General features: G+C 68.8%; 18 protein-coding genes. 12 read left to right on the top strand and 6 right to left on the bottom strand.

Features of this window, described 5'->3' with window-relative positions; all coding sequences use genetic code 11:
• Nucleotides 1-222: 222 nt before the first annotated feature.
• From ppdK to BL254_RS06425, 3 genes are all read left to right on the top strand, one after another.
• On the top strand, nucleotides 223-2,922 hold the full coding sequence (gene ppdK, locus BL254_RS06435; RefSeq protein WP_076842779.1) for a pyruvate, phosphate dikinase: 2,700 nt from the start codon (nucleotides 223-225) through the stop codon (nucleotides 2,920-2,922).
• A gap of 189 nt (nucleotides 2,923-3,111) precedes the next feature.
• Entirely contained in the window at nucleotides 3,112-3,720 is a 609-nt protein-coding gene (locus BL254_RS06430) for a YdcF family protein (protein WP_371390123.1), read from the top strand.
• 228 nt (nucleotides 3,721-3,948) lie between these two features.
• On the top strand, nucleotides 3,949-5,826 hold the full coding sequence (locus BL254_RS06425; RefSeq protein WP_047222436.1) for a transketolase: 1,878 nt from the start codon (nucleotides 3,949-3,951) through the stop codon (nucleotides 5,824-5,826).
• 170 nt (nucleotides 5,827-5,996) lie between these two features.
• Here the strand turns inward: BL254_RS06425 and BL254_RS06420 are convergent, their stop codons facing one another.
• Together BL254_RS06420 and BL254_RS26885 are read right to left on the bottom strand one after the other, a co-directional pair.
• On the bottom strand, nucleotides 5,997-6,536 hold the full coding sequence (locus BL254_RS06420) for a PH domain-containing protein (RefSeq protein ID WP_047222435.1): 540 nt from the start codon (nucleotides 6,534-6,536) through the stop codon (nucleotides 5,997-5,999).
• A 41-nt stretch (nucleotides 6,537-6,577) separates the two neighbouring features.
• Nucleotides 6,578-6,733, bottom strand: coding sequence for a hypothetical protein (locus BL254_RS26885; protein WP_175648303.1), 156 nt, complete (start codon nucleotides 6,731-6,733; stop codon nucleotides 6,578-6,580).
• Between the two features lie 95 nt (nucleotides 6,734-6,828).
• On the opposite strand from BL254_RS26885, the gene BL254_RS06415 reads away from it, so the two are divergent.
• The 9 genes from BL254_RS06415 to BL254_RS06375 all read left to right on the top strand — a co-directional run bounded on the left by BL254_RS06415 (nucleotide 6,829) and on the right by BL254_RS06375 (nucleotide 18,696).
• Nucleotides 6,829-8,079 (top strand): deoxyguanosinetriphosphate triphosphohydrolase, encoded by a 1,251-nt coding sequence (locus BL254_RS06415; protein WP_047222434.1) that lies wholly within the window; start codon nucleotides 6,829-6,831, stop codon nucleotides 8,077-8,079.
• 479 nt (nucleotides 8,080-8,558) lie between these two features.
• Nucleotides 8,559-10,496 (top strand): DNA primase, encoded by a 1,938-nt coding sequence (dnaG, locus tag BL254_RS06410; protein WP_076842778.1) that lies wholly within the window; start codon nucleotides 8,559-8,561, stop codon nucleotides 10,494-10,496.
• 40 nt (nucleotides 10,497-10,536) lie between these two features.
• A complete protein-coding gene (locus BL254_RS06405) occupies nucleotides 10,537-11,715 on the top strand; it encodes an RNA polymerase sigma factor (RefSeq protein ID WP_047222433.1) in 1,179 nt (392 codons plus the stop codon).
• Nucleotides 11,716-11,765: 50 nt separating this feature from the next.
• Nucleotides 11,766-12,431 carry a phosphatase PAP2 family protein gene (locus BL254_RS06400; protein WP_052914464.1) on the top strand — a complete coding sequence of 222 codons (666 nt, stop codon included), beginning with the start codon at nucleotides 11,766-11,768 and terminating at the stop codon, nucleotides 12,429-12,431.
• A 383-nt stretch (nucleotides 12,432-12,814) separates the two neighbouring features.
• Nucleotides 12,815-13,480 carry a class E sortase gene (locus BL254_RS06395; RefSeq protein WP_254857853.1) on the top strand — a complete coding sequence of 222 codons (666 nt, stop codon included), beginning with the start codon at nucleotides 12,815-12,817 and terminating at the stop codon, nucleotides 13,478-13,480.
• A gap of 389 nt (nucleotides 13,481-13,869) precedes the next feature.
• Nucleotides 13,870-14,763 (top strand): FkbM family methyltransferase, encoded by an 894-nt coding sequence (locus BL254_RS06390; protein WP_254857850.1) that lies wholly within the window; start codon nucleotides 13,870-13,872, stop codon nucleotides 14,761-14,763.
• Nucleotides 14,764-14,765: 2 nt separating this feature from the next.
• Nucleotides 14,766-16,118 carry an oligosaccharide flippase family protein gene (locus BL254_RS06385; protein ID WP_076842776.1) on the top strand — a complete coding sequence of 451 codons (1,353 nt, stop codon included), beginning with the start codon at nucleotides 14,766-14,768 and terminating at the stop codon, nucleotides 16,116-16,118.
• Nucleotides 16,115-17,146 carry a glycosyltransferase gene (locus BL254_RS06380; RefSeq protein ID WP_047222430.1) on the top strand — a complete coding sequence of 344 codons (1,032 nt, stop codon included), beginning with the start codon at nucleotides 16,115-16,117 and terminating at the stop codon, nucleotides 17,144-17,146. The genes BL254_RS06385 and BL254_RS06380 overlap by 4 nt, the downstream gene beginning before the upstream one ends.
• Complete coding sequence (locus tag BL254_RS06375) at nucleotides 17,143-18,696, top strand: hypothetical protein (protein ID WP_047222429.1); 1,554 nt, start codon at nucleotides 17,143-17,145, stop codon at nucleotides 18,694-18,696. Before BL254_RS06380 ends, BL254_RS06375 begins: the two co-directional genes overlap by 4 nt.
• 212 nt (nucleotides 18,697-18,908) lie before the next feature.
• Here the strand turns inward: BL254_RS06375 and BL254_RS06370 are convergent, their stop codons facing one another.
• From BL254_RS06370 to BL254_RS06355, 4 genes are all read right to left on the bottom strand, one after another.
• Nucleotides 18,909-19,736: a glycosyltransferase family 2 protein gene (locus BL254_RS06370; RefSeq protein WP_235433414.1), complete on the bottom strand. Its 828-nt coding sequence runs from the start codon at nucleotides 19,734-19,736 to the stop codon at nucleotides 18,909-18,911.
• Between the two features lie 348 nt (nucleotides 19,737-20,084).
• Nucleotides 20,085-21,119, bottom strand: coding sequence for a glycosyltransferase (locus tag BL254_RS06365; RefSeq protein ID WP_235433429.1), 1,035 nt, complete (start codon nucleotides 21,117-21,119; stop codon nucleotides 20,085-20,087).
• Nucleotides 21,120-21,191: 72 nt separating this feature from the next.
• Complete coding sequence (locus BL254_RS06360) at nucleotides 21,192-22,556, bottom strand: phenylacetate--CoA ligase family protein (RefSeq protein WP_076842775.1); 1,365 nt, start codon at nucleotides 22,554-22,556, stop codon at nucleotides 21,192-21,194.
• A complete protein-coding gene (locus BL254_RS06355) occupies nucleotides 22,553-24,055 on the bottom strand; it encodes a DUF362 domain-containing protein (RefSeq protein WP_083730876.1) in 1,503 nt (500 codons plus the stop codon). The genes BL254_RS06360 and BL254_RS06355 overlap by 4 nt, the downstream gene beginning before the upstream one ends.
• Between the last annotated feature and the right edge of the window lie 313 nt (nucleotides 24,056-24,368).

Raw genomic sequence — 24,368 nt, 5'->3', positions numbered from 1 at the left:
GCCGCCTGCGCGTGGCGCGTGGGACAGCTGGTTCCCAAAACATGTTTCAGGACGATCTGTGACGGTAGGCTGCTGGCCATCAGGGGCCAATCCGACGGACTGCCGGGCGACTTCTCGGGAGGGGGAGCCTCGGATCTGTCCGTATGACCTGCGCGAGCCGGGGTGACGTGGCATGGTCGAATCGGCGGTGGTTCGCGGGAGGCGGGACACGAGGGGGCGACCATGACCACCTATGTGTACGACTTCCACCAGGGGAACAAGGATCTCAGGGACCTTCTCGGCGGTAAGGGCGCCAATCTCGCCGAGATGACGAACATGGGGCTTCCCGTCCCGCCCGGTTTCACGATCACCACCGTCGCCTGTCGTGAGTATCTTGCGCACGGCCGGGTGCCGGCGGCGCTGCGCGACGAGGTCGACGAGCATCTGCGCGCGCTCGAACAGGCAATGGGCCGGCGGCTGGGTGACCCGGACGACCCGTTGCTCGTCTCGGTGCGTTCGGGCGCGAAGTTCTCCATGCCGGGCATGATGGACACCGTCCTGAACATCGGCCTGTCGGACGCGTCGGTATCTGGCCTGGCCAGGCAGTCCGGCTCGCCGCGCTTCGCGTGGGACTCCTACCGGCGCCTGCTGGCCATGTTCGGCAGGACCGTGCTCGAGGTGCCCGACGAACTGTTCGACGACGCTCTGGAGACGGTGAAGAAGGCCCGCGGAGCAAACAGCGACCTGGAACTCGACGAGACCGACCTGTGCGGGCTGGCGGGGACGTTCAGGACGATCGTCCGCGACCGGACCGGCCGGGACTTCCCGCAGGACCCCCGGGAGCAGTTGGACCTGGCGATCCGGGCGGTGTTCGACTCCTGGAACGGTGAACGCGCCCGTCTCTACCGCCGGCAGGAACGCATTCCCGCGGATCTCGGCACCGCGGTCAACGTGGTCGCGATGGTGTTCGGCAACCTGGGTATGGACTCGGGCACCGGCGTGGCGTTCACTCGCGATCCGGGCAACGGCGACCAGGGCGTTTACGGCGACTATCTGCAGAACGCCCAGGGGGRGGACGTTGTCGCGGGCATCCGGAACACCCTGCCGCTCACGGCGCTGGCGTCCGTCGACCGGCCCGCCTACGACCAGTTGTTGTCCGTCATGGCGACCCTTGAACGGCATTACCGCGACCTGTGCGACATCGAGTTCACCATCGAGCGCAACAAACTGTGGATGCTGCAGACGCGGGTCGGGAAGCGCACCGCCGCCGCGGCCTTCCGGATCGCCGTCCAGCTCGTCGACGAGGGCCTGATCACCATGGACGAGGCGCTGGCCCGGGTCACCGGCGCCCAGCTCGCCCAGCTGATGTTCCCCCGGTTCGCCGCGGACGGGCGGGCCCGGCAGATCGCCCGGGGCATGAACGCGTCCCCCGGCGCCGCCGTCGGGAAGGCCGTCTTCGACTCGCGGCGGGCGGTTCAGCTCGCAGCCGCCGGTGTCCCGGTCATCCTGGTCCGCCGGGAGACCAACCCCGACGACCTCGACGGCATGATCGCCGCACAGGGCATCCTGACCTCCCGCGGCGGGAAGACCTCTCATGCCGCGGTGGTCGCCCGCGGCATGGGCCGGACCTGCGTGTGCGGCGCCGAGGAGATCGACGTCGACACCCATCGGCGGCAGGCGGCCGTGCCGGGCGGCCTCGTCGTCCACGAGGGGGACGTGCTCTCGATCGACGGCTCGTCCGGCGTGGTCTACCTCGGCGAGGTGCCGGTGGTGCCCTCGCCGGTCGTCGAGTACTTCGAGGGGAAGCTGCGCGTGGACGGCTCCGACCCGCTGGTCGACGCCGTCCACCGGATCATGACCCACGCGGACGCCGCCGCCCGGCTCGGAGTGCGCGCCAACGCCGACACCGCGCAGGATGCCGAGCGCGCCCGCCGGTTCGGGGCCGTCGGTATCGGGCTGTGCCGGACCGAGCACATGTTCCTCGGCGAGCGCCGGAAGCTGGTCGAACGGCTCATCCTCGCCAACGGTGACGAGGAGGCCGATGCCGCGCTGGCCGCGCTGCTGCCGTTGCAGCGCGACGACTTCGTCGAGATCCTCGCGGCGATGGACGGCCTGCCCGTGACGATCCGGCTGCTCGACCCGCCGCTGCACGAGTTCCTGCCCGACCTTACCGATCTGTCGGTGYGGGTGGGCGTTGCCGCCGCGACCGGCGAGGCCGGCGTGGACRGTGAGGTCGTGCTGCTGGAGGCGGTCCGCCGGCTGCACGAGGAGAACCCGATGCTCGGGCTGCGCGGGGTGCGTCTCGGGCTGCTCATCCCTGGGCTGGTCGCCCTGCAGGTGCGGGCGATCGCCGAGGCCGCGGTTATCCGCCGCCGGCGGGGCGGGGACCCGCGTCCGGAGATCATGGTTCCGCTGGTGGGCGCGGTCCAGGAGCTGGAGGTCGTCCGCGAGCAGGCCGAGCGGGTGCTGGCCGAGGTCGCCGCGGAGAGCGGGATCGATGTGCCCGCGCTGATCGGCACGATGATCGAGGTGCCGAGGGCGGCGCTGACCGCCGGCCAGATCGCCGGAGCGGCACAGTTCTTCTCGTTCGGGACGAACGACCTGACCCAGATGAGCTGGGGTTTCTCCCGTGACGACGTGGAGTCGTCGTTCTTCTCCCGCTACCTCGAGCTGGGCATCTTCGGCGTGTCCCCGTTCGAGTCACTGGACCGGGACGGGGTCGGCCGGCTGGTGCGGCTCGCGGCCGAGGAGGGGCGGGCGGCCCGGCCGGAGCTCAAGCTCGGTGTCTGCGGGGAGCACGGCGGCGACCCGGACTCCGTGCACTTCTTCCACCGGATCGGGCTCGACTATGTGTCGTGCTCGCCGTTTCGCCTGCCGGTCGCCCGGCTGGAGGCCGGCCGGGCCGCCGTCCTCGCGGCTGACCAACCATCGGACACGGCCTGAAACCCCGTCGGACACGGCCTGACCGAGCCCGGCGGGCGCCAGGGTGGCCGGTTGGCCGGCCGGTGTGCCCACTGTGCGGTGGAGCACCTGCCATCCCGCGCCGATTTGGGCATACCGTGACTGCCTGTGGTTACTATCCCGCGGCCGTGGACAGCGCGGTGGCTGCACACGCGCTGGTGGGTGTGGCTACTGAGGGTGGTTGCGATCCTTGTCCTGGCCGGCGTGATGATCAGCGTTTTCACGATGATCCAGATATGGGTGGTGGGGCGTTCGGACGACCAGCACCGGTCGGACGTCCTGATCGTGCTCGGCGCCTCCCAGTTCAACGGCCGCCCGTCCGCGGTGTTCGCGGCCCGGCTCGACCATGCGCTGGCCCTCTACCGCGCCGGTGTAGCACCCCGGATCGTGACGGTCGGCGGCTCCCAGGTCGGTGACGTCTACACCGAGGCGCGGGCCGCGGCGAACTATCTGGTCTCCCGTGGCGTCCCGGCCAGTGCCGTGGTTGTGGTGGGCGAGGGCAGGGACACGCTGGGGTCGTTGCGGGCGGTGGCAAGGATCATGGCGGTGAACCGCTGGCGGTCCGCGGTGGTCGTGACCGATCCGTGGCACTCGCTGCGCTCACGGACCATCGCTCGTGATCTTGACATCGACGCGGTCACCTCGCCGGTCACCACCGGCCCGGCTACCCACGGTATTGCCACCACGCTGCGTTACATCGTTCGGGAAGGTGCCGCGTACCGCTTCTACCAGCTCTTTCACCGGGCGACCCCGGTCGGCGCCGCCCCCGGCGCGCTCTGACCCGCCGGCTGACTTCCGCGGCCCGGCCGCGCGGGAGCGGGCACCGCGGGCCGCGGCCGGGAAACACGCCCACCGGTACCGTTCGGGACGGTGGAACCCGGGGTAGAGCCCACATGGCCGCTCGCGTGGGCGGTGCCTGTGCATATCCGCTGGATCGCCTCCGGTAACGCCACCGGCTGCCTTCCAGCACTGCCCAGGCACGGATACGCAGGCGTACAGGAGGCTGGTGTGGCAACTCCCGTGTCCGAGATCGCGATCGACCCGACCGACCTCGACCAGATCCGTGAGCTGGCGCGGCAGTTGCGGGTGGACTCGATCCGGGCGACGACGTCCGCCGGGTCGGGCCATCCGACATCGTCGATGTCGGCCGCGGACGTACTGGCGGTGCTGGTCGGGCGGCACCTGCGCTACGACTGGGACAGGCCGGACGACCCGGCCAACGATCATCTGATCTTCTCCAAGGGGCATGCGTCCCCGCTGCTGTACGCGGTGTTCAAGGCCGTCGGTGTGGTGTCCGACCACGAGCTGATGACCGGCTACCGCCGTTACGGCCAGCGTCTGCAGGGGCATCCGACGCCGGTCCTGCCCTGGGTCGACGTGGCCACCGGCTCGCTCGGGCAGGGGCTGCCCGACGCGGTCGGGGTGGCGCTCGCCGGCCGTTTCCTCGACCGGTTTCCCTACCGGGTGTGGGTGCTGTGCGGGGACAGCGAGATGACCGAGGGCTCCGTCTGGGAGGCGCTGGACAAGGCGTCCTACTACCAGCTGTCGAACCTGACGGCGATCGTGGACGTCAACCGGCTCGGCCAGCGCGGCCCGACCGAGCTCGGCTGGGACCTCGACACCTACGCCCGCCGGGTCGAGGCGTTCGGCTGCCGGGCGCTCGCGGTCGACGGGCATGACGTCGCCGCGGTCGACGAGGTCCTGACCGAGGCGTCCGGCTCCGACCGGCCGGTGGTCGTGCTCGCCCGCACCCGTAAGGGCGAGGGCTTCTCCGGGACGGTCGACGCCGAGGGATGGCACGGCAGGCCGTTGCCGGCCGATCTGGCCGAACGCGCGATCGCCGAGCTCGGGGGCGAGCGTCACCTGCGCGTGCGCGGCCCGCTGCCGCCGCCGGATGCCGGCCGCCGACCGGCATCCGTGCCGCCGGCCGAGGTGCGCCTGCCGACCTACCCTCTCGGCGCCCGGGTCGCCACCCGCAGGGCGTACGGGCAGGCGCTTGCCGCCATCGGCGCCCGTCCGGAGGTGGTGGCGCTGGACGCCGAGGTCAGCAACTCCACCTACTCCGAGGACTTCGCGTCGGCCCACCCGGACCGTTTCTTCGAAATCTTCATCGCGGAGCAGCAGCTCGTCGCCGCCGCGGTCGGGCTGTCGGCGCGCGGGTACGTCCCGTTCGCGTCCACCTTCGCCACGTTCTTCTCACGGGCCTACGACTTCATCCGGATGGCCGGGATCTCGGCGGCGAACATCCGCCTGTCGGGATCGCACGCCGGCGTCGAGATCGGCCCGGACGGCCCGTCCCAGATGGGGCTGGAGGATCTGGCGATGATGCGGGCGGTGCACGGCTCGCGCGTCCTCTACCCCAGCGACGCGGCCAGCGCGGCCAGGCTCGTCGAACTCATGGCCGAACTGGACGGGGTCAGCTACCTGCGCACGACCCGGGGCGCCTACCCGGTGATCTACGGACCGGGGGAGTCCTTCACCGCCGGTGGCTCCAAGGTGCCGCGTCGGTCGGACGCCGACGTGGTCACCCTGATCGGCGCCGGTGTCACCCTGCACCACTGCCTGGTGGCGGCGGACGCGCTCGCGGCCGAGGGCGTCCCGGCCCGGGTGATCGACCTCTACTCGGTCAAGCCAGTGGACGTCGCCACCCTGACGGAGGCGGCGCGGGCGACCGGCGGCCGTCTCGTCGTGGCCGAGGACCACTACCCCGAGGGCGGCCTGGGCAGCGCCGTTCTGGAGGCGACGGCCGCGGCCGGCGTACCGGTGCGCCTCGCCCATCTCGCCGTGCGCGAACTGCCCGGGTCGGGCACCCCGGCCGAGCTGCTCGCCGCGGCGGGCATCGACGCGGACCACATCGCGGCGGCGGCCCGGACCCTGCTGCGATGACCGGCCCACCAGCGGCGCGACAGGCCCGGAGGGGCAGATCTTCTCGCTCGTCCTGGTCGGGCGTGAAAAAATTCCCGCGCCCGAGGAACGCGGCACGGGCAGCCGTCCTGGCAGGGGGCGTCGGGACAGRCCAGGAGCCGCCGTCGTACGGGCGGGGCGTCCAGGTGAGGTCAGTCGTCCGAACCGCTGGGCGCCGGCGCACCTCCGAACATCATGTCGCACATCGTCAGGTAGAGCCGGTCCGGGCGGGGCAAGAACTGGATCTTCGACAGGGCCTGGTCCTGCCCGGCGGATTCGACGATGAACTCGCCGTATCCGAGAAGTCGGCCCATCGGGTCCCGGTTGTAGGTGAGGTCCGTCACTTTTTCCAATGGCATGGTCTGCACCTTGCGGAAAAAAATCCCGGACACCTTCAGCAGACGCTTGTCCGTGACCATCAGGTGCTCGAAGTGCCAGTCGGCGACTTTCCACAGCATCCTGAGGATCATGAAGAGCGCGAACCACCAGGGCAGCGCCAAAACGTACCCGCTGGCGTCCAGGCCGTTCAACAGAATCACGAGCAGGATCACGCCGATGACGGACGCCAGGGTCTGTAGAAAGACGGTGAGCAGGATCGCCCAGTGCATCCGGACCTTCACGACCAGCCGCTCCCGGGTGGCGAGGTACTTGTCGTCCCTGGCGGTGGGGTCAGGGATCCGGATTCTCACCATGGCCATCGTCTCCCGGATCGGGTTGCTGGCTCACCTTAGCTTCACAGAACGGTGTCGGTGACGAAGTCTGACAAACCGTTACCAACAGACTCCAGTCCGTCGATGGCCCGCTCGATGATGCTGGCGGCGCTCGCGGGAAARCTCACGACGAAGAAAATGACGAACGCGATGAGACCGTATCTGACGATCTTGTCCACGGCGGGCCTCCGGGCCGAAGTTGGGCGGGCTGACCACAAAGTATCGCCGCTTCGCACCTCGGACGTACGGAAATCGCGCCTATACGCTCGGGCTTGTGGCCAAGAGGTGGTACGCCGCGTCCGACGTGGTCCGTTGGGGCGAGGAGCGACAGAAGAGTACACCGGACGATCGGACCTGGTTCGAGCGGGACCGCGCGCGTGTCCTACATTCCAGCGCCTTGCGCAGGCTGGCCGGCAAGACCCAGGTGGTGGGCCCGCTCGACGACGACTTCCCGCGCACCCGCCTGACCCATTCCCTGGAGACCGCTCAGGTCGGCCGGGGCCTGGCCCGCTCGCTGGGCGCCGACCCGGACCTGGTCGACGCGGCCTGCCTCGCCCACGACATCGGCCACCCCCCCTTCGGCCACAACGGCGAAGCCGCGCTGGACGCGGCCGCCGGGGAGTGCGGGGGGTTCGAGGGCAACGCGCAGAGCCTGCGGGAGCTGACCCGGTTGGAGGTCAAGGTCGTCGACGTCCGCGGGCGGGACGCCGGCCTGAACCTCACCCGGGCGACGCTGGACGCGTCCCTGAAGTATCCGTGGGCACGGCGGCCCGACACGCCGAAGTTCGGTGTATACGCCGACGATCTGCCGATCTTCGACTGGGTCCGCGACGGCGCGCCGGCCGGCCGGCGCTGCATGGAGGCTCAGATCATGGACTGGGCCGACGACGTGGCCTACAGCGTCCACGACCTGGAGGACGGAGTGGTCGCCGGCCTGATCGACCTGGGCCGGCTGGAGGATCCGGGACGGCGGGCCGAACTGGTCGCCTCGACCGCGCCGCGCTACCCGGTGGCGCCGGCGGCGGCGGTGGGCGAGGCGCTGGACCGGCTGCGCCGACAGCCGTGGTGGGTGACCGGGCCGGCCACCACGCCGGACGCGCTGCGCGCGGTCCGGACGATGACCAGCGAGCTGATCGCGCGCCTGTGCATGGCGGCGGTCCGCGCCACCCGGGAGGCGCACGGCGACCTGCCGCTGCGCCGTTACCACGCCGACCTGGTCGTGCCCGCCCCGACCGTCGCCGAGTGCGCGCTGCTCAAGGGGGTGACCGCCTCCTTCGTCATGGACCGCCGGGACGCGCACGAGCGCCAACGGCGCCAGCGGGAGGTCATCGCGGAGCTTGTCGCGCTGCTGCTCGCGCGCGCGCCGGAGGCGCTCGACCCGCTGCTGCGGCCGGCCTGGGCCGCCGCCCGCGACGACGCGGCAAGGCTACGGGTGGTCGTCGACCAGATCGCCCGGCTCACCGACGCCAGCGCGGGCCGTCGCCACGCGCAACTGACCGGCCGGCGCTGGCCGGCGGTTCTGTGACGGCGTCCCCGCCCTGGAAGCAGCGCTCTCACGGACTGTCTCCCGCGGCCTGCTTCGTGTGGACGGCCCGTGTGGACGGCGCCGCCCCGGCGGTGGCCGCCCGGCCCGTGGATCGCGTGGCCGGTCACGCTCCGCGCGGACGGCTCCGGGACCGGCTGTGACCCCCTGCCGCCGGCCGCGTGACGGTGCCGCGGTGCCCGGCGGTGCCGGACGCCGACCGGCGCGTCGCCGGCCCGTTGGGAGCGTCCGGGACACGGCGTGTTACATGCTGCGGTCGTAAGATCGGCACTGCGGTCCAGATGACAAGTAACATCGGGGAAGAATGCGGGTCTGCGGGGGCCCGGACAGTCTTCCGGAGGGCTGCCTTCCGGAGGGCTGACGGCCGGTGGTGACACCCGGTGGTGACACAAGGTGCTGCGCCGGACGGCCTCCGTGACACCAGCCCGCTGGCGCTCCACCCGGGACGCAGGGAGGGACGTGTGGCCGGACGCATCCGTGACGCCGATGTCGCTGCCGTGCGTGACCGCTCGCCGATCGCCGACATCATCGGCGACTACGTGCAGCTCCGCCCGGTCGGCAGCGGCCAGCTGCGGGGCCTGTGCCCGTTCCACGACGAGAAGACGCCATCGTTCAACGTCCGGCCGCAGGTCGGCGCCTACCACTGCTTCGGCTGTGGCGTCGGCGGCGACGTGATCGCCTTCGTGCGGGCCATCGACGGGCTGTCCTTCCCGGAGGCGGTCGAACGGCTGGCCCGCCGTGCCGGGATCACCCTTACCTACGAGGGTGGGGGAGTGACCAGCCGCGCGGTCACCAGCCAGCGCCAGCGGCTGCTCGACGCCCACCGGGCGGCCGCGGAGTTCTACGCCGAGCGGCTGGCCGGCGCCGAGGCCGGCGATGGCCGGGCCTTCCTCGCCGCCCGCGGCTTCGACCAGGAGGCGGCGGCGCGGTTCGGCGTCGGTTACGCGCCCGCCGGCTGGGACACGCTCACCCGTCACCTGATGGGCCGGCACTTCACCGCCGCGGAGCTCGTCCTCGGTGGCCTGGCCAAGCAGAGCAGCCGCGGCAGCCTCATCGACCGGTTCCACCGCCGGCTGGTCTGGCCGATCCGCGATCTCGCCGGGGACGTGGTCGGGTTCGGCGCCCGCCGTCTCGCCGCCGACGACCCCGGGCCGAAGTACCTCAACACACCCGAGACCCCGCTGTTCAAGAAGGCCAACCTGCTCTACGGGGCCGACCTGGYCCGGCGGGAGATCGCCCGGCGGTACCAGGTCGTCGTCGTCGAGGGTTACACCGACGTGATGGCCTGCCACCTCGCCGGGGTGCCGACCGCGGTCGCCTCCTGCGGCACCGCGTTCGGCAGCGAGCACGTGACGGTGCTGCGGCGGCTGCTGATGGACCAGAGCGAGCACCGCGGCGAGGTCGTGTTCACCTTCGACGGCGACGAGGCGGGCCGCAAGGCCGCCATCCGGGCGTTCGAGTTCGAGGAGCGTTTCGTCACCCAGACCTTCGTGGCGATCGAGCCGTCCGGGCTGGATCCGTGCGATCTGCGCGTCCAGCGCGGGGACGTGGCCGTGCGTGACCTGGTCGCCTCCCGCCTCCCGCTGGTGGAGTTCGCCATCCGCGGGAAGCTGGCCGGGTTCGACCTCGACACCACCGAGGGACGTCTGGCCGCGATCGACGCGGCCGCCCCTCTGATCAACAGATTGAAGGATCGAGGGCTACGACACCGTTACGCGGTTAATCTGGATAACTGGCTTGGTTTTCTGGACGAGGAGTTCGTGGTGCGGCGGGTCGCTGAGCATCGGCCACGAGGGGCCGCCGGTGGTACGGCGTCCCTCGACGGCCCTGCCCACGGCCAGGGCGACCACGCGGCGCGCGGCGGTCGCGCCGGCGGCCGGGCCGAGCTGCCGCGTCGGCATGACGCCGTCGCGGACGACACTGTCGTGGCGGTGGAACGGGAGGTACTCAAGGTCGCCCTCCAGTATCCGGGRCTTGCCGGCCCGGTGTTCGACACGCTCTCCCCGGAGCTGTTCACGGTCCAGGAGCACCGCGCCGTCCGTGAGGTGATCGTTGCCGYGGGCGGTGTGTGCGCCGGTCTGCCCGCCGCTGGTGACGTCCAGACCTGGGTCAAGACGGTGGTGGAGGCGGCCGGGCAGGACGAGCTTCGGCGGTTCGTCATCGAGCTTGCCGTGGAGGCGGTGTTCTGTGACCACGATGTGGACGACCGGTATGTCGATGAGCAGATGTCACGCGTACAGGAGTTGCAGGTGACCCGTCGCATTGCGGATCTGAAGTCGCGTGTGCAGCGGCTCAATCCCGTAACCGACGCCGAGACGTTCAGACGCGCATATGGTGAGCTGATCGCCTTGGAACAGCACAAGCGCCAACTCCGGGAGCGGGGCCTGGGTGCCGCGTAACCTGGGTCGATCCCGAGAAGGAAGTGACGAGATTCCGACCATGAGTCCAGCCGTCCTACCGCGCGAAGCCCAGGTGGACGAGGTCAAGGACCTCATCACCCGAGGCAAGGAGATCGGTTTCCTCACTACCGAGGACGTCACGGTCGCCCTCCAGGCGGCCGAGCTGCCACCGGAGCAGACCGACGCCGTCCTGCAGGTCCTCAACGACGAGGGCATCGAGATTCTCGAGGCGGGTGGGGAGGACGCCGAGGAGAACGACCTGCTCGCCCGGCGTCGTCGTGAGGAGGAGGAGCTGGCGCTCAAGGCGCCGACCTCCGACCCGGTGCGCATGTACCTCAAGGAGATCGGCAAGGTCCCGCTGCTGACCGCGGAGGAGGAGGTCGACCTCGCCAAGCGGATCGAGGCCGGCCTGTTCGCCTCCGAGAAGCTCGCGGCGGCCACCCGCAAGACCTCCCCGCAGATGCGCCGCGACCTGGAGGCGATCGAACGCGACGGGCAGATCGCCAAGCGCAAGCTCGTCGAGGCGAACCTGCGGCTGGTGGTGTCGATCGCCAAGCGCTACGTGGGCCGCGGCATGCTGTTCCTGGACCTCATCCAGGAGGGCAACCTCGGTCTGATCCGCGCGGTGGAGAAGTTCGACTACACCAAGGGCTACAAGTTCTCCACCTACGCCACCTGGTGGATCCGGCAGGCGATCACCCGGGCCATCGCCGACCAGGCACGCACCATCCGCATCCCGGTGCACATGGTCGAGACGATCAACAAGCTGATCCGCATCCAGCGGCAGCTCCTGCAGGACCTCGGTCGTGAGCCGAGCCCGGAGGAGATCGCCAAGGAAATGGATCTCACACCCGACAAGGTGCGTGAGATCCTCAAGGTGTCCCAGGAGCCGGTCTCCCTGGAGACGCCGATCGGTGAGGAGGAGGACTCCCACCTCGGCGACTTCATCGAGGACTGCGACGCGGTCGTGCCGGTCGACGCGGCCAGCTTCATCCTGCTGCAGGAACAGCTCGACTCGGTCCTGCACACGCTCTCCGACCGGGAGAAGAAGGTCATCCAGTTGCGCTTCGGGCTCACCGACGGCCATCCGCGCACGTTGGAGGAGGTCGGCCGGGAGTTCGGGGTCACCCGCGAACGCATCAGGCAGATCGAGTCGAAGACGCTGTCGAAGCTGCGCCACCCGTCCCGGTCCCAGAAGCTGCGCGACTACCTGGAGTAGACGACCTACGGGGTACCCTGTCACCGCCGCCGTAGTCCGGTGCATCGCCGGTGTCACCGAGTCCGCTGCTGCCGCCCCTGCTGCGTCAACGGTTGTGGGCGTCGATCGTGCTGCCGTGCCTGCTCGTCCTGGGGGTTCTGTCCTGGGAGCTGGCGGGCCGGAGCGGCCCCAGCTATGTCGACGGGGTGGTCGACTCGCGGTTGGCCCACCACTTCGGCCGGCACCCGCGCCTGTTTGAGGCAGTCGTCCAGCTGGGAGATCCGGGGAGCGTCGTGCTGGCCTCCGTCGCGCTGGCGGGGCTGTGTATGGCGTTTCGGGCTCGTCGGGCGGCCCTGCTCAGTCTGTTCGGGCCGATCTCGGCCGCGGCACTCACGGAGTGGGTTCTCAAACCGCTGATCGACCGCCGGCTGAGCGGCGGGCTCGCCTTTCCCAGCGGACATACGACCGGTGCCTGTGCGGTCGCGGTCGTCCTCGTGCTGCTCCTGCTACCCGGTGCCGCGCTGCGGCGGAGGCTTCCGGGGTTCGTGCGTGTTCTGCTCTGGTATGTGGCGGCCCTTCTCAGCGGCGGTGTCGGCGTCGGCGTGGTCGTGTTGCGCTACCACTACGCCACCGATGTCGTCGGTGGTGTGGCTGTCGCGGTGGTGGTGACCGGTGTACTGGCATGGATGCTCGACCGGCACGCCGACCAGCGGCGCCCTGTCGCGGATCCTGGCTGACGGCCGTCAGCCTCGTGGCTGTGTTCTGGCCGGCTGTGCTCTGGCCGACTCTGGCCTTGGCCGGCTGTGCTCTGGCCGGCTGTGTCCTGACGCCGGCAAATCGGTTGGAGCCACCCCGCGGGTCTGAGTGGGATAGTAGCCATCTGATGACTTAAAGTGCTGACATGGGTACTGCGCTGCCTCCTCCGCGGTACCGGAGCGTCTCAGAGTCCTGGAACGAGCCACGGACGGACGCCACCGGGCCCGCCGCCGCGCCGGGGGCAGCGGCGCGGCTGACGCGTCCGCCCGGCAGGCGGATCAGCGCGGATGGCCGACAGCCCGTRCCTGGCCGATCCACCCGCCAGCCCGTGCCACGCGCTGGCGGAGGGCTGTCCGGATGCCTCGTGCGTGGCCTCGGCGAGCTGTTGATCACTGTAGGGGCCGTGGTGGCGCTTTTCGTGGTCTACGAGCTGTGGGTCACCGACATGACGCAGGCGCACACCCAGAACCGGCTGCGCTCCRAACTGTCCCGGCAGTGGGCGAGCGCGGCCCCCACGGTAGGGCCGGGGACTTCGTCGGGGTCACGGCCGGCGGCCCCGACCCCTGGTGACGCTGTGGCCGTGCTACACATACCTCGTTTCGGCAGCGGCTACGCTCCGGTCGTCGTCGAGGGGGTGTCGGCCAGCGCGTTACGGGAGGGCCCCGGGCACTATCCGGGGACGGCATGGCCCGGCGATGTCGGCAATTTCGTCGTATCCGGGCATCGCACCACATATGGTCGCCCGTTCAACCGGCTGGACGAGCTGCGGATCGGGGAGCCGGTCGTCGTCGAGGTACGGGACCGCTATTTCATCTACCGGGTGACGGGCTCGGATGTGGTCGACCCCACACGGACGGATGTTATCCTGCCGGTGCCCGAGCAGCCCGGCGTACCACCCACAAAAAGCCTGTTGACGTTTACGACCTGCAATCCGAAATATTCAGCCAGGACCCGGCTGATTGTTTTCGGCGAACTCACCGATACCTGGCCGAAGTCGGCTGGGTCGCCACCCGAACTGACCGGGGGGTGACAGGTGTACGGATGGATCTTCCGTCATCTTCCCGGTGGATCCGCCGCGAAGGCGGTGCTGATGGTCCTGCTCGTCCTGGTGGTGGCCGGCGTCCTGCTTTTCGTCGTCTTCCCGGCCGTCGAATCCCGCCTGCCGTTCACCGACGTGGTTGTTGGCCAGTGACGGGGCGGTTGTTCGGGGGCGGCCGCGGTGACTGAAAAATACTGTTTCGGATGCCTGCCGGAGGCAGGCTGCCTCGGCCCTTCCGTCCTGGTAACCGGAGCGGATCGCGGATGCCGCGGGCCCCCGTTCACGGGGCTGTGGCGAGACACGCCGTCCGACAGTCACACTACGAAGGGTGACTGATATGGCACACTATGCTCATGGTTGGTGTGCTGAGAGGAGGAAGCATGAGATCTGGTCCGCTTCGCTGGCATCTCGCGGCGTGGGTCGCCGCGCGTGCACCCGATGTCAGAGGCGTGGATCGGGTCAGCGGGTTGATCCGGGGGACGGCGGTGTTCAACGGCTTGTTGGACGGCCGGCTCACAAACGGACTGACTTTCAGCGTGGACGACTCGCGCGACGGATCGGTGCGCGCCCTGCTCGCCCTCCAGTACCGGCCGCCGGCTCTGGCCCGAGTGTTCGAAGCCGCTCTGAAACCCGGGGACGTCTGCTACGACGTCGGAGCCAACATAGGGGTCTATGCGCTCTGGTCGGCGAATCTGGTCGGCCCCACCGGTTCGGTCCAGGCATTCGAACCGGTACCCAGAACCGCTGACCTGCTCGACAGCCTCGTTCGCCAGAACGCCCTGTCCTGGGTGACAGTAGTTCGATCAGCGGTGGGCGCCACGGTCGGCGAGGCCGGTGTACAGATCTATTCCGACGCGTCCGGCCTGGCCCACATCACCGATGCCGCCGATCCCGACATCACCGTACCGGTGACCACGCTTGACACCTACGTCGAAGATCATCCCTGTCCGAACTTCGTGAAAATTGATGTCGAGGGTCACGAGCTCGATGTGCTCCGGGGAGCTTCCAAGCTGTTGCGCAACCGCCGGCCGGTCCTTCTGATGGAGATGATTTCGGGTCATCTGGATCGTGCCGRCTCCGCCGCGGGGGAGATCATGCGGGAGCTCACCGAGGTCGGATACACGCTCTTCGGCCTGACTCCCGCCGGTATAAGAGTGGTCACCGACACCGTGCCGTCCGAGAACGTRCTGGCCCTGTGCCGCGACGTCCCCCGCCACCAACTGCTGATAGACACCCTCAAGAACACCCGGTTCCCGCGAAATCAGACGACCTGACCGTGGCACGGCATCGGGACTCGCGGACTGCCGGCGGCTACCTGAGACTGGTTCGCGAGACGGCCGCGGCAGGCGTGGCGGCGACGGCCTTTGGAACGGCCACGGGCCTGTTGACCGCTCGGTTTCTTGGGCCATCGGACCGAGGCTTCTACGCGGCTATTTCGACATATCTGATGTCCGCCGCGATGATCGGTGAGGTCGGGCTCACGGCGGCAGTGTGCTACTTTGTCGCCAATCGACCGGACGAAGCGCCCGACGTCATGCGCACGTGCTTTGCCGCGTTGCTCTCCCTGKGGCTTGTCACCGGTGCGCTGGGAATTTTTTTCGGGCCAATGATCATTGGCTTCCACGGGCCCGCGGCGGTCATGTTCCAACTGGCGTTCGCGGCTCAGCCGATAATATTCGTCGGGGGACTCTGGAGTTTTTCTCTGCAGGCTAAGGATCTCCGTTTCTGGAATATGCTACGTGTTTTCCAGCCGGCCACCTACCTGTTGGCGATCGTAATTCTTGCGGTGCTGGACAGAAGTACGCTGGGTTATACGGTCGGTAGTCTGGTCCTCACCGCGACACTACAGGCCGTGCTGGCCCGCGCGATCTCAGGACGCCACATTCCGCGGACCGGCCGGTTTCGTCGGGATCTTCTCCGTCCGCTCTTCGCGTACGGTGGAGCAAACTTCACCGCGTCCGCTCCATATCTCGTGAACTCTCGTATGGACCAGCTCGTACTGGCCGTCCTTGTCACCCCGGCTGATCTCGGGCGGTATGCGGTTGCCGTGTCCCTGAGCCTCCTGAGCTATCCGGTCGCGACAGCGTTCGGCAACGTCGCGATGCCCCGCATCGCCGCGATGAAAGGGAAGGAAAACGGGGCTCCCGGTCAGGTGGCCGCCTACGCCATCATAGGTAGTCTGGCCGTCGGGAGTGTGGGTGCGGTCGTGGTCTGCGCCGCTGCTCCCCTTGCTGTCCCGTCGTTTCTCGGGCCAGGCTATCAGCCCGCTGTCGTGCTGGTATGGATACTCGCGCCAGGTGGAGTTCTGCTGGGATGCAACCGCGTCATGGGTGACATCCTGCGTGGGCTGAACAGGTCGTTGACCATTGCGCGTTGTGAGGGTGTCGCGGCCGGGGGCACCGCCGTAGGTCTCATCATCCTGGTTCCGAGTGTCGGGGTCGTGGGCGCCGCGGTTGCATCCACCGGAGCCTATGCGGTCGCGTTTCTTCTCCTGGCGCGCGCAGTCATCCGGCTGTCTGGCCAGCCACCCGACGCCGCGAAGCGTCGAATAGGCGCGATGGCGCTTGTCGTGGGTAGCAATCTTGTCCGTTCAGCAACCAGTCAGCTCCTGCGGAGGCAGCCGTCATGACCACCCCTGATCCCGCGTACAGCCAGGCCGCCAGGGGAAAACCACTGCGGGTCGGCGTGATCGGTCCGTCGCAGCCGGACGATTTCGGGGACAACATCAGACACTGCCTCTCAGCGCTTGGCGTCGAGGCCCACGCACTCGGTCCGACAGTTCCCCGCGTGCGCGGCCGCTATGCCACCGCCTGCCTGACCACGGCACGGCGCGGCATAGCCTGGTTCGACAACCAGCTCCAACGTCGACTCGTCAGTCGAGTGGCCGATCTGGATCTTGACGTGGTCGTGTCCGTGGACGGCCGGCTGCTGCCGTCCGCGGTCGAGGCAATGCGCCGTCAGGGTGCCAGAGTGTGTCTGTGGTTTCCGGACGGAGTCGCGAACCTCGACCGTCAGCTGATGGTGCTCGGCGCCTACGACGCGGTCTTCTTCAAGGAACCCGTGCTCGCCACCCGCGGGGCGAAAGTACTGGGACTTCCCGCTTATTATCTGCCGGAAGCGTGCAATCCGACCTGGCATCTACCGCCGGCCGACGTGGTCGACCAGCCGTACCTCGCGGTTGTCGGCAACGTCTATGGCACGCGTGCGCGTCTGCTGTCCCGGCTGTTGGACCAGAACGTCCCGATCCGGATCTACGGACCACCGATACCACGCTGGCTCACCGACCGGCGACTGGCCGCGGCGCACACCGGCAGATACGTGGTCAGGGAGGAAAAGGCGAGGATCTTCCGGGGAGCCGTGGGGGTACTCAACAACCTTCATCCCGGTGAGGTCGACGGTGTCAACTGCCGCCTCTTCGAGGCAACAGCCTGTGGCGCGGCGGTGATCTGTGAAGAGCGCAAGGTGCTGCCCGAACTCTTCGACGTCGACCGTGAGGTGCTGACCTTCGCGACGTTCGAACGACTGCTGGCGCACGTGCGACGGTTGATTGCGGAGCCGGCGTACGGCCGGGCGATCGGCGACGCGGCAAGCGCCCGGTCACTTTCTGACCACACCTACCAGATCCGGCTCACCCGTATGCTGGAGATCCTCGTATGACCGTGCCGGCCAACGTCTGTGCCCAGGGTGAGCGAGAACCACTGTCCTTCAGCGGGATACTGCTTTCTGTTGCCGGCGCTGTTCTCGCGGTCCTGCTGTACCTGTTTGCCGGGATTTTTCCGGTGTCGCAGTCCACCGACATGGTGTTGCGTTCGCTGAGCGTCGTACTCGTCGCCGGGGTGGCGCTCGGGCTTGTCGCGCAGCGCGCCCCCGGAAGATGTTTCGGGCTGGCCTCGCTCCGAATGGGTCCGGTATACGTCGTATGGGTCGCGCTCGCGTTCGGGGCGGCGTCGGTGGCATGGCGAAAGCCGCCCGAGAGCTCGCTACTCGGTCAGGTATACCGAAACAGCGTTCTCGAGGGTCTGACGCTCGTAATGGTGGGCCTCGTTTTCTGGACCGTGGGATACCTGGTCGGCCCCGGTGCCCTCGCCACGCGAGCCGGGAGGAGGCTGGGCCGCCTGGCCGCACCGGGGCATGGCTTCGAGCTTCGCTTCGCCACCGTGCCCTGGGTGCTGGCCGGTGTGGCGGCCGCCGCCCGGTTGGTTCAGCTCGGCAGTGGAAACTTCGCCTACCTGGGCGACCCGGCGGCGGTCATGAACGGTTCTTCGCGATTCGCCCAGGTAATTGGCGTCCTTGCGAGCTGCGGAACGTTCAGCCTGATCGTCGCGGCAATGGATCTCGCGCGACACCGGAGCGGCCGACGCTGGTTCACTTTTGTCACCCTGCTCTCGCTGGAGATCGGCGTCGGGCTCGTCGGGGGCATGAAGCAGAGCTTTCTGCTGGCGATTTTCGGACCCGCGGTCGTCTTCGCCCTCATGGGCCGTGGATTTCCGGTCAAGTCGACTGTTCTGGCGGGGCTTGCCTTCACGCTGGTGGTCATGCCGTTCAACGCGCAGTACCGTGACACCGTCAGGACCCACACGCATGCGCTCGACACCACTCAGGCGGTCGGTGTCGCGCCATCGATCATGCGCGAGGTGCTCGATCCGAAAGACCCACGAGAAACGGTACTCGACTCATTTTCTGCGCTGCTCGAACGAATTCGTGAAATTGATGCCGTCGCTATTGTTGTCCAGCGTACGCCGGAGATTTTCCCATACCGTGACCCCGGCGAACTACTGTTCGCTCCCGTGCTTGGTCTGATACCCCGTGCGGTATGGCACGACAAACCGGTGCTGAACGCCGGCTATCGCTTCAACCAGCAGTACTGGGGGCAGGACAGCAGTATTTACAGCGCTGCCTCGATCACGCCGCAGGCAGACCTGTACGTCCACGGCGGTATCATCGTCCTGATGATTGGCATGATCTTCCTCGGCGCGATGATGCGTCTCGTCGACAAGGTCTTCCACCCATCTGTCGACCCAAGGCTCATGCTCCTTTTCCTGCCGCTGCTGCTCCTGCTCGTGAAGTCGGAGAGCGACGTGGCCATCCTGCTCGCGTCGCTGCCGACCCAGATTGTCGCCTGCGTGGCGGTCATTCGGTTTGCGTTCGTGGGGAAGAACGTCGATTCTGAAGCGGTGGTCCCGGGCGGGCCGACACGTCGGTTCTGACGGAAGGGCTTCCCGCCGGGCGAAGGCGGAGGCTGACCGCCGCACAGGAAAGTAAGTACGCCACGTCAAGAGGGTGTCCCACGCTGTCCGTACCACACAACATGGGACACCCTCTGAGGAAACGGTCAGTGAAATCCTTCACGACCGACTCCGCCGGGTGGAGTCCACGCCGGCCACCACAGCCGGTTCACCAGGTTCTACCTGGTGAACGCTCAGCCGGCCTGGTGGATCACCGAAGGCGAAGACGGCAGTGTGTTTCTGGGGTGTGTCGCCTCGAAGGGATAGACAGCTTCCTGAGGTGCCGCCGCGGGGGTACCCAGAAGATGGATCATCTTTTCGTGCCAGGCTCGGTGCAGGCAGAATGCCAGCCCCTGCCAGCCATCCCGCCAGCCGCTTCTGAACACATACATGTAGAAGAATATCGCCAGTGTCTTGAAGGGCAACAGAGGAAAGACGATGTCGCGGGCGATGGTCCGGGACAGYGGTCTGGTGTTCGTCGTCCGGTTGTCGACGAGCGCCTGCCGGAGCCGCTGGAACGGTCTGGCGGAGCTGCCCCGACGGCGCGCCTCCAGTTCCGCATAGGCGATGTGTTTGTGCAGCCAGGAGGCCAGTCCCTTGCTGTCCTGGTTGACGATGTCATGTTCGAGGGCCAGCGTTGTGCCCCTGACCGACGCGCGTTCGCTGAACTCCTCCGCGGTGGCAAACGAGGCGAACCGCCGGTCGAGCAGCCGGGCCTGCCAGCTGTTGGTGTACCACCCGCAGTGAGCCATCCACCGTCCGAGGAAGAAGAACCGGTAGCGGTGGGCATAGGCGACGCAGTCCTCCCGCCCGAGCCGTTCAGCGATCTCCTTCGCGAGTTCGACGGGAACCCACTCGTCGGCGTCGAGGAAGTACACCCAGTCGTGCCGGACATCGGGATGGCGCATTGCCCACTCGCGTTGGCCGGCAAAGCCGCGCCATGGTTCCTCCCACACGGTGGCGCCCAACATCCGGGCGATGTCGGGTGTCCCGTCGGTGGAGCCGGAGTCGACGACCACCACCTGCCCGCACCACCCGACCGACCGGACCGCCCGGGCGATGTCCCGACATTCGTCACGCGCCAGAATGACTGCGGTGACCGGTACGGACCCCGGTGGTGGCGACACCTCGACACCGGCTCTGGGAGAGACCGTATACGGGAGCGACGGCTGTGCTGGCCGCGCCGACACAGATCGAAAAATCATGATGTCGCCTCTGCTTTGTTTGTCCAGGCGATGGCCGTCCGCCAGGCAGCCCCTGAGCTCGGGAGCGGACGCTGTGCGGCAGCCTCCCCGGGCGCCCGGACCGGCAGACGGGGACAGCGCGTCTGCCGGTCCGCACGGCCCGTGCGGCGCCTGATCTGATCTTGACTATGCTGCTTTTTCCGATGTTCCGAGTAGCCAGCTGAAATAGTGGTCCGGGTCGAACGGGTTGACCGTTTCCGGTACGAAGGTGGAGTTCAGAGCGCGGTGGATGGCCGCGGCGATCTCTGTTGCTCCCTCCCGCTGGTACGGAACCAGGACAGGCCCCGCGATGTCACGGTTGTGGGCGATGTCCAGCGCCACCACCGGCACCGAGGCGAGCCGCGCCTCTGCCAGCGGGTATCCGAACGACTCGATGCGCGTCGGGTAGATCAGCGCTCGGCAGCGGTTCTGGTAATCTGCCAGCTCCCGCGGTGCCAGGCGGCCGACGAACTGCAGATGGCGGGTATGGCCGTCAAGTCCCTCGGCGGTGGCTTCCGCACGGGTCGCCGTGACGATGACCCGCAGGTCGATGCCGGTGTCGGTGACAAGCGCCGAGACCGCCTGGTCCACCAGGCGCAGTACCGTCGCCATGTTCTTCCACGGCGAGAACAGCACAGGGCAGAGCAGCAGGTGCGGTTCGCGCGGCCGCGTGGGCACGTGGTCGGGCTTTGACAGCGGGTGCGGGCGGATGGCCAGCCGGGACAGCAGTTCCGGAACCGCGTCGAGAACCCGTTCGGCCATGCTGGCGGCCGGTACGATCACGATGTCGGCGCGGCGAGCGGTCTGCCGGACGATCCGCGTCTGCCGCGACATCCGGGGGCCCAGCCACGAGCCGATGCGCTCCAGTTCAGCCGGCCGGAGAAAGTGCAGCGCGTTGCGGAGCAGCACGTAACGCGTTCCGGACGTCAGCGTGAACCCGACGTTGTTGAGTGCGATCACCCGGGCGAACCGCCCTGGTCGTTCACGGCGGGCGAGCCAGGCCGGGGTGATCGCCCGATCGCGGCCGATAACCCGGATGTTGGGGTGACCGCTTCTGGCCAGATGCCCGTCGAGCTCAAGAAGAAAACGCAGTGCGCCACCCATGCGGGCACCGGCACAGTCGACGAGGACCGGGCGGTCCACCACCGGCATCATCGCCCCCGTGACCGCGGATTCGTTCATAACGTCCACGTTCGTCTCACTTCTCTCCCTGGTCGGTTCGAAAAATGTTGTCGGTGGCCCGGGACCTGCTGGTCAGACATGTCGGGATATTTCCGTGGCCGGGCCGGGTCGATAGCGCTGATCCACCATCACGCCTTTTCCGCGGACGCTCAGGAGCGCCTGAGGAGGGACGACGGCCACCGACACCCGCAGGCGGTCGCCCACCCGCTCCTGCAGGAGGTGGCGGGCCCGGGCCAGGTCGCTGGCCGCCGGCGGCCGGGCGGCGGCCACCCGCAGCTCCACCTCGCCGCGACGCTCCTGGCGGAACTGGAACCGGTCGAAGACGGCGAAGGCGCCGTCGTGGAAGTTCAGGGCCGCGGTGGAGATGGGCTCGTCGTCCGCCCCGTAGACCAGGGACTGGTCCCAGCGCCCGCGGACGTCGGTGAGCACCGGGAACGACGAGCCGCAGACGCAGCGGGCGCCGCGCGACCCCGGGGGCAGCAGGGTGCCGGCGTCCTCGGTGTCGTAGCGCACCAGCGGCATGGCGGCGTTGGTCATCCCGGTGCCGACGATCCGTCCGTCGACGACCTCGGTGAGGCCGTAGGTGGGGGCGAGATGGTAGGCGCCCGGGCGGCAGGGGCACTCACCGGCGAACACCACCTTCTCGCTCTGGCCGTACCAGCGGACCACCGGTGCCGAGAAGACCTCCCGGAAGAGCGCCACCTGCCAGTCGAAGGCGCCCTCGCTGGCCAGCAGCACCGCGCGGACGCGGCTGAGCGCGCGGTGCGGCCCGGTCCGCGCCACCCAGTGGGCGAACGGTGTGACCGCCGACGGGTACCCCCAGACGGCCACCGGCCGGAAGTCGCCGAGCCGGTCCAGCAGATCGGCGAAGGTCCGGTCCGACAGGTGGAAGGGGGAGACCAGGAAGTGGTTGTACGTCGGCTGGAACAGGATCGGCTGGCCGGCGAAGCCTGCGCCGAGACTGCTGCCCCGGAAAGTGATCTTCGGGTCGGTCGGCCGTACTCCCGCCCGTCCCCACACGTGGGCGATGTGGGCCCACTCGGTGAAGAACGACGCGTAGGAGATCCGCAGGTCCAGCGGCCGCCCGCCGGTGCCGCCGGTGGTGACCCGCCGGGCGGGCACCCGCGGGCTGCTGAAGGAGCCGGCAAGGCCGCGGACGGTCTCCTTGCCCAGCACCGGAAGCTCGTCGAGCCGGCCCTGGAGACAGGCCTGGAGATATTCCGGATGCGCCCGGTAGTACGGCACCGACCGGCCCCAGCGCCGGTGGAAGCGGGCCAGCCGGGACACCTGCCACTGGTGGACCTCGGCCGCCTCGRCCGCCTCCAGTCTGGCGAGCGTGCGCAGGTGGCCGCGCACCAGCGGACTGGCGCAGGCGGCGTCGAACGCGGCGGCGCCGGCCCGGGACCCGAACACCGAACCCGCCCGTGCCCGGGTCATCGGGGCACCGCCGGGGGTGGCTGGTGTTCGACGTGGCCCCGCCAGGCGAAGTGTGCCTCGGCCCGCAGGACCGCCTCGACCGGCAGCGATCCGAGGCCGCCACGCCATGGATCGTGGTCAGAGACGATCTCGATGTCTCGCCAGTCACCGTGGGCCAGCGGCAGGCTCCGGCACGCGAAGGCCTGGCGGACCACCGGCACCCGGTCGGGGTCGAAGCCGAACAGGTACGTCGCGGCCGCGTCGACCGCGGCCGGCGTGGTCCCGCAGGCCAGTAACCGGGCGGGCAGCGGGTCGGGGTTCATCGGGCCGTTGCRCTGCCCGGCGATCACCCCGTCCACGATGACGATGTGCCGTCGGTCCGGATCGGGGGTGTCGGCCACGGTGCCGTCCGGCCGGCCGTACTCCAGGATCTTGTTCAGGTCGAGGCACATGCGCCACACCGTGTCGTTGCCCCACCAGTTACCGCTGCGTACCACGGTGTCACCGTCCCCGAACAGCTGGCTGCCGCCGTGGCGGGCCAGCCGCAGCACGCCACCGCCCAGGCGGGGGGAGAGCATGGCCACCCGGCGCAGCCTGGTGGCCACGGCCCGCTCGAGCGAGTGCCGGGAGCTGCGGCTGGGATGCTCGTCGCCGCCGGTGTCGGGCCGGCCCTCGGTGTGGTGCGGTAACCAGTTCTTGTCCGCGTTGATCCCGACCAGGTTCTTCAGGGCGAGGGTGATCCCGGCCTTCTTGTGGCTTTTCAGCTTGGGGAGGTTCACCACGAGGTCGGCCCGCAGGGCCGTGCCGGAGAGCAGGTACTCGTGCCGGCCGTCGCTGTGGTGGGAGTTCACCACCCGGCTGTCGTAGTCGGCGCCGTAGTAGCGGCCCGCTCCGCCGTGGTCGGCGAACTCGCTGGCCGCGGCCAGGTCGAAGGCGATCGCGCCGCCGGGGTCGCCCGGCAGGCGGCGGCGGGCCACGACGACGTCGTCGACCGTGGTCCACTCCTCCTGGCGCAGGTCGACCAGGTCGAGGCGCAGCCCGCGCTCCCGGTAGAACCGGCGCAGTTCGTCCAGGCCGAGCACGCTCACGATCGCGGCGAAGGACGAGTCGGTCTGCGGTGCGTCGGCGATCACCACCCGGCCGGCGCCCCCGACCGCGGCGAACGCGTAGTCGGCGACGGCACGCACCACGGAGCCGTGGGTGAGCACGTACCGCCAGCCCTGCGGATCCCACGGGTGATGTTCACGCACCAGATTGGGTTTGAGGACGACCGTCCCACCCGGTGGGACGAAGTCACCCAGCGGATTCCAGCGGGCGGTGTCCACGTGTGCCGCGTCCATACCGGCCAGCGCCAGGACCCGGCGGACGCCGGAGTACACCTGGTTCGTCGCCGGGCCGAGGTGCCCGTGCGGGTACTCGGGATAGGCGGTGTCCGGCGAGAAGGGCGCGACGTCCGGATATGACGCCGCCCGCGTCCGCGTGACTGCCACCCGATACTGGGAGGCGATGTTCTCAGGCATTCCCGGCTTTCCAGCCTTCTCGGTAGGAGCGCTGGCCGTGGTCGCGGTGCGCCGCCACGGCCGGGGTGGTCGGATACCGTACGTACCGGTCCTTGAAAGGGTGGTCGGTAGATAGTCAGCGATGGCGTATCGCTACTAAGAGTAGCGCTTCTGATGCGTAAAGCGATGACTGGGTCGTGTGCGTCACATCACCGCGGGTCTGGGCCCAACCATGCGAGCCCGGGCTCAGGGGTTCGACACGTGCTCCACCCTTTTGGCCGTCGACCTCGACCACCGATCCTGACTGTCGATCCTGGCCGTCGGCCGCCACGGG

Origin of the sequence: Protofrankia sp. BMG5.30 (assembly GCF_001983005.1) — a bacterium.
Classification (GTDB): domain Bacteria; phylum Actinomycetota; class Actinomycetes; order Frankiales; family Frankiaceae; genus Protofrankia; species Protofrankia coriariae.
The sequence above is the reverse complement of the archived record's forward strand: the minus strand, read 5'-3'. Positions and strand labels throughout refer to the sequence as shown.

Bases quoted from the DNA above. Each gene is read 5' to 3' on its own strand.
- BL254_RS06420 (WP_047222435.1), bottom strand. From the start codon at position 6,536: ATGGTGAGAATCCGGATCCCTGACCCCACCGCCAGGGACGACAAGTAC.
- BL254_RS06405 (WP_047222433.1), top strand. From the start codon at position 10,537: ATGAGTCCAGCCGTCCTACCGCGCGAAGCCCAGGTGGACGAGGTCAAG.
- BL254_RS06380 (WP_047222430.1), top strand. From the start codon at position 16,115: ATGACCACCCCTGATCCCGCGTACAGCCAGGCCGCCAGGGGAAAACCA.
- BL254_RS06375 (WP_047222429.1), top strand. From the start codon at position 17,143: ATGACCGTGCCGGCCAACGTCTGTGCCCAGGGTGAGCGAGAACCACTG.
- BL254_RS06365 (WP_235433429.1), bottom strand. From the start codon at position 21,119: ATGAACGAATCCGCGGTCACGGGGGCGATGATGCCGGTGGTGGACCGC.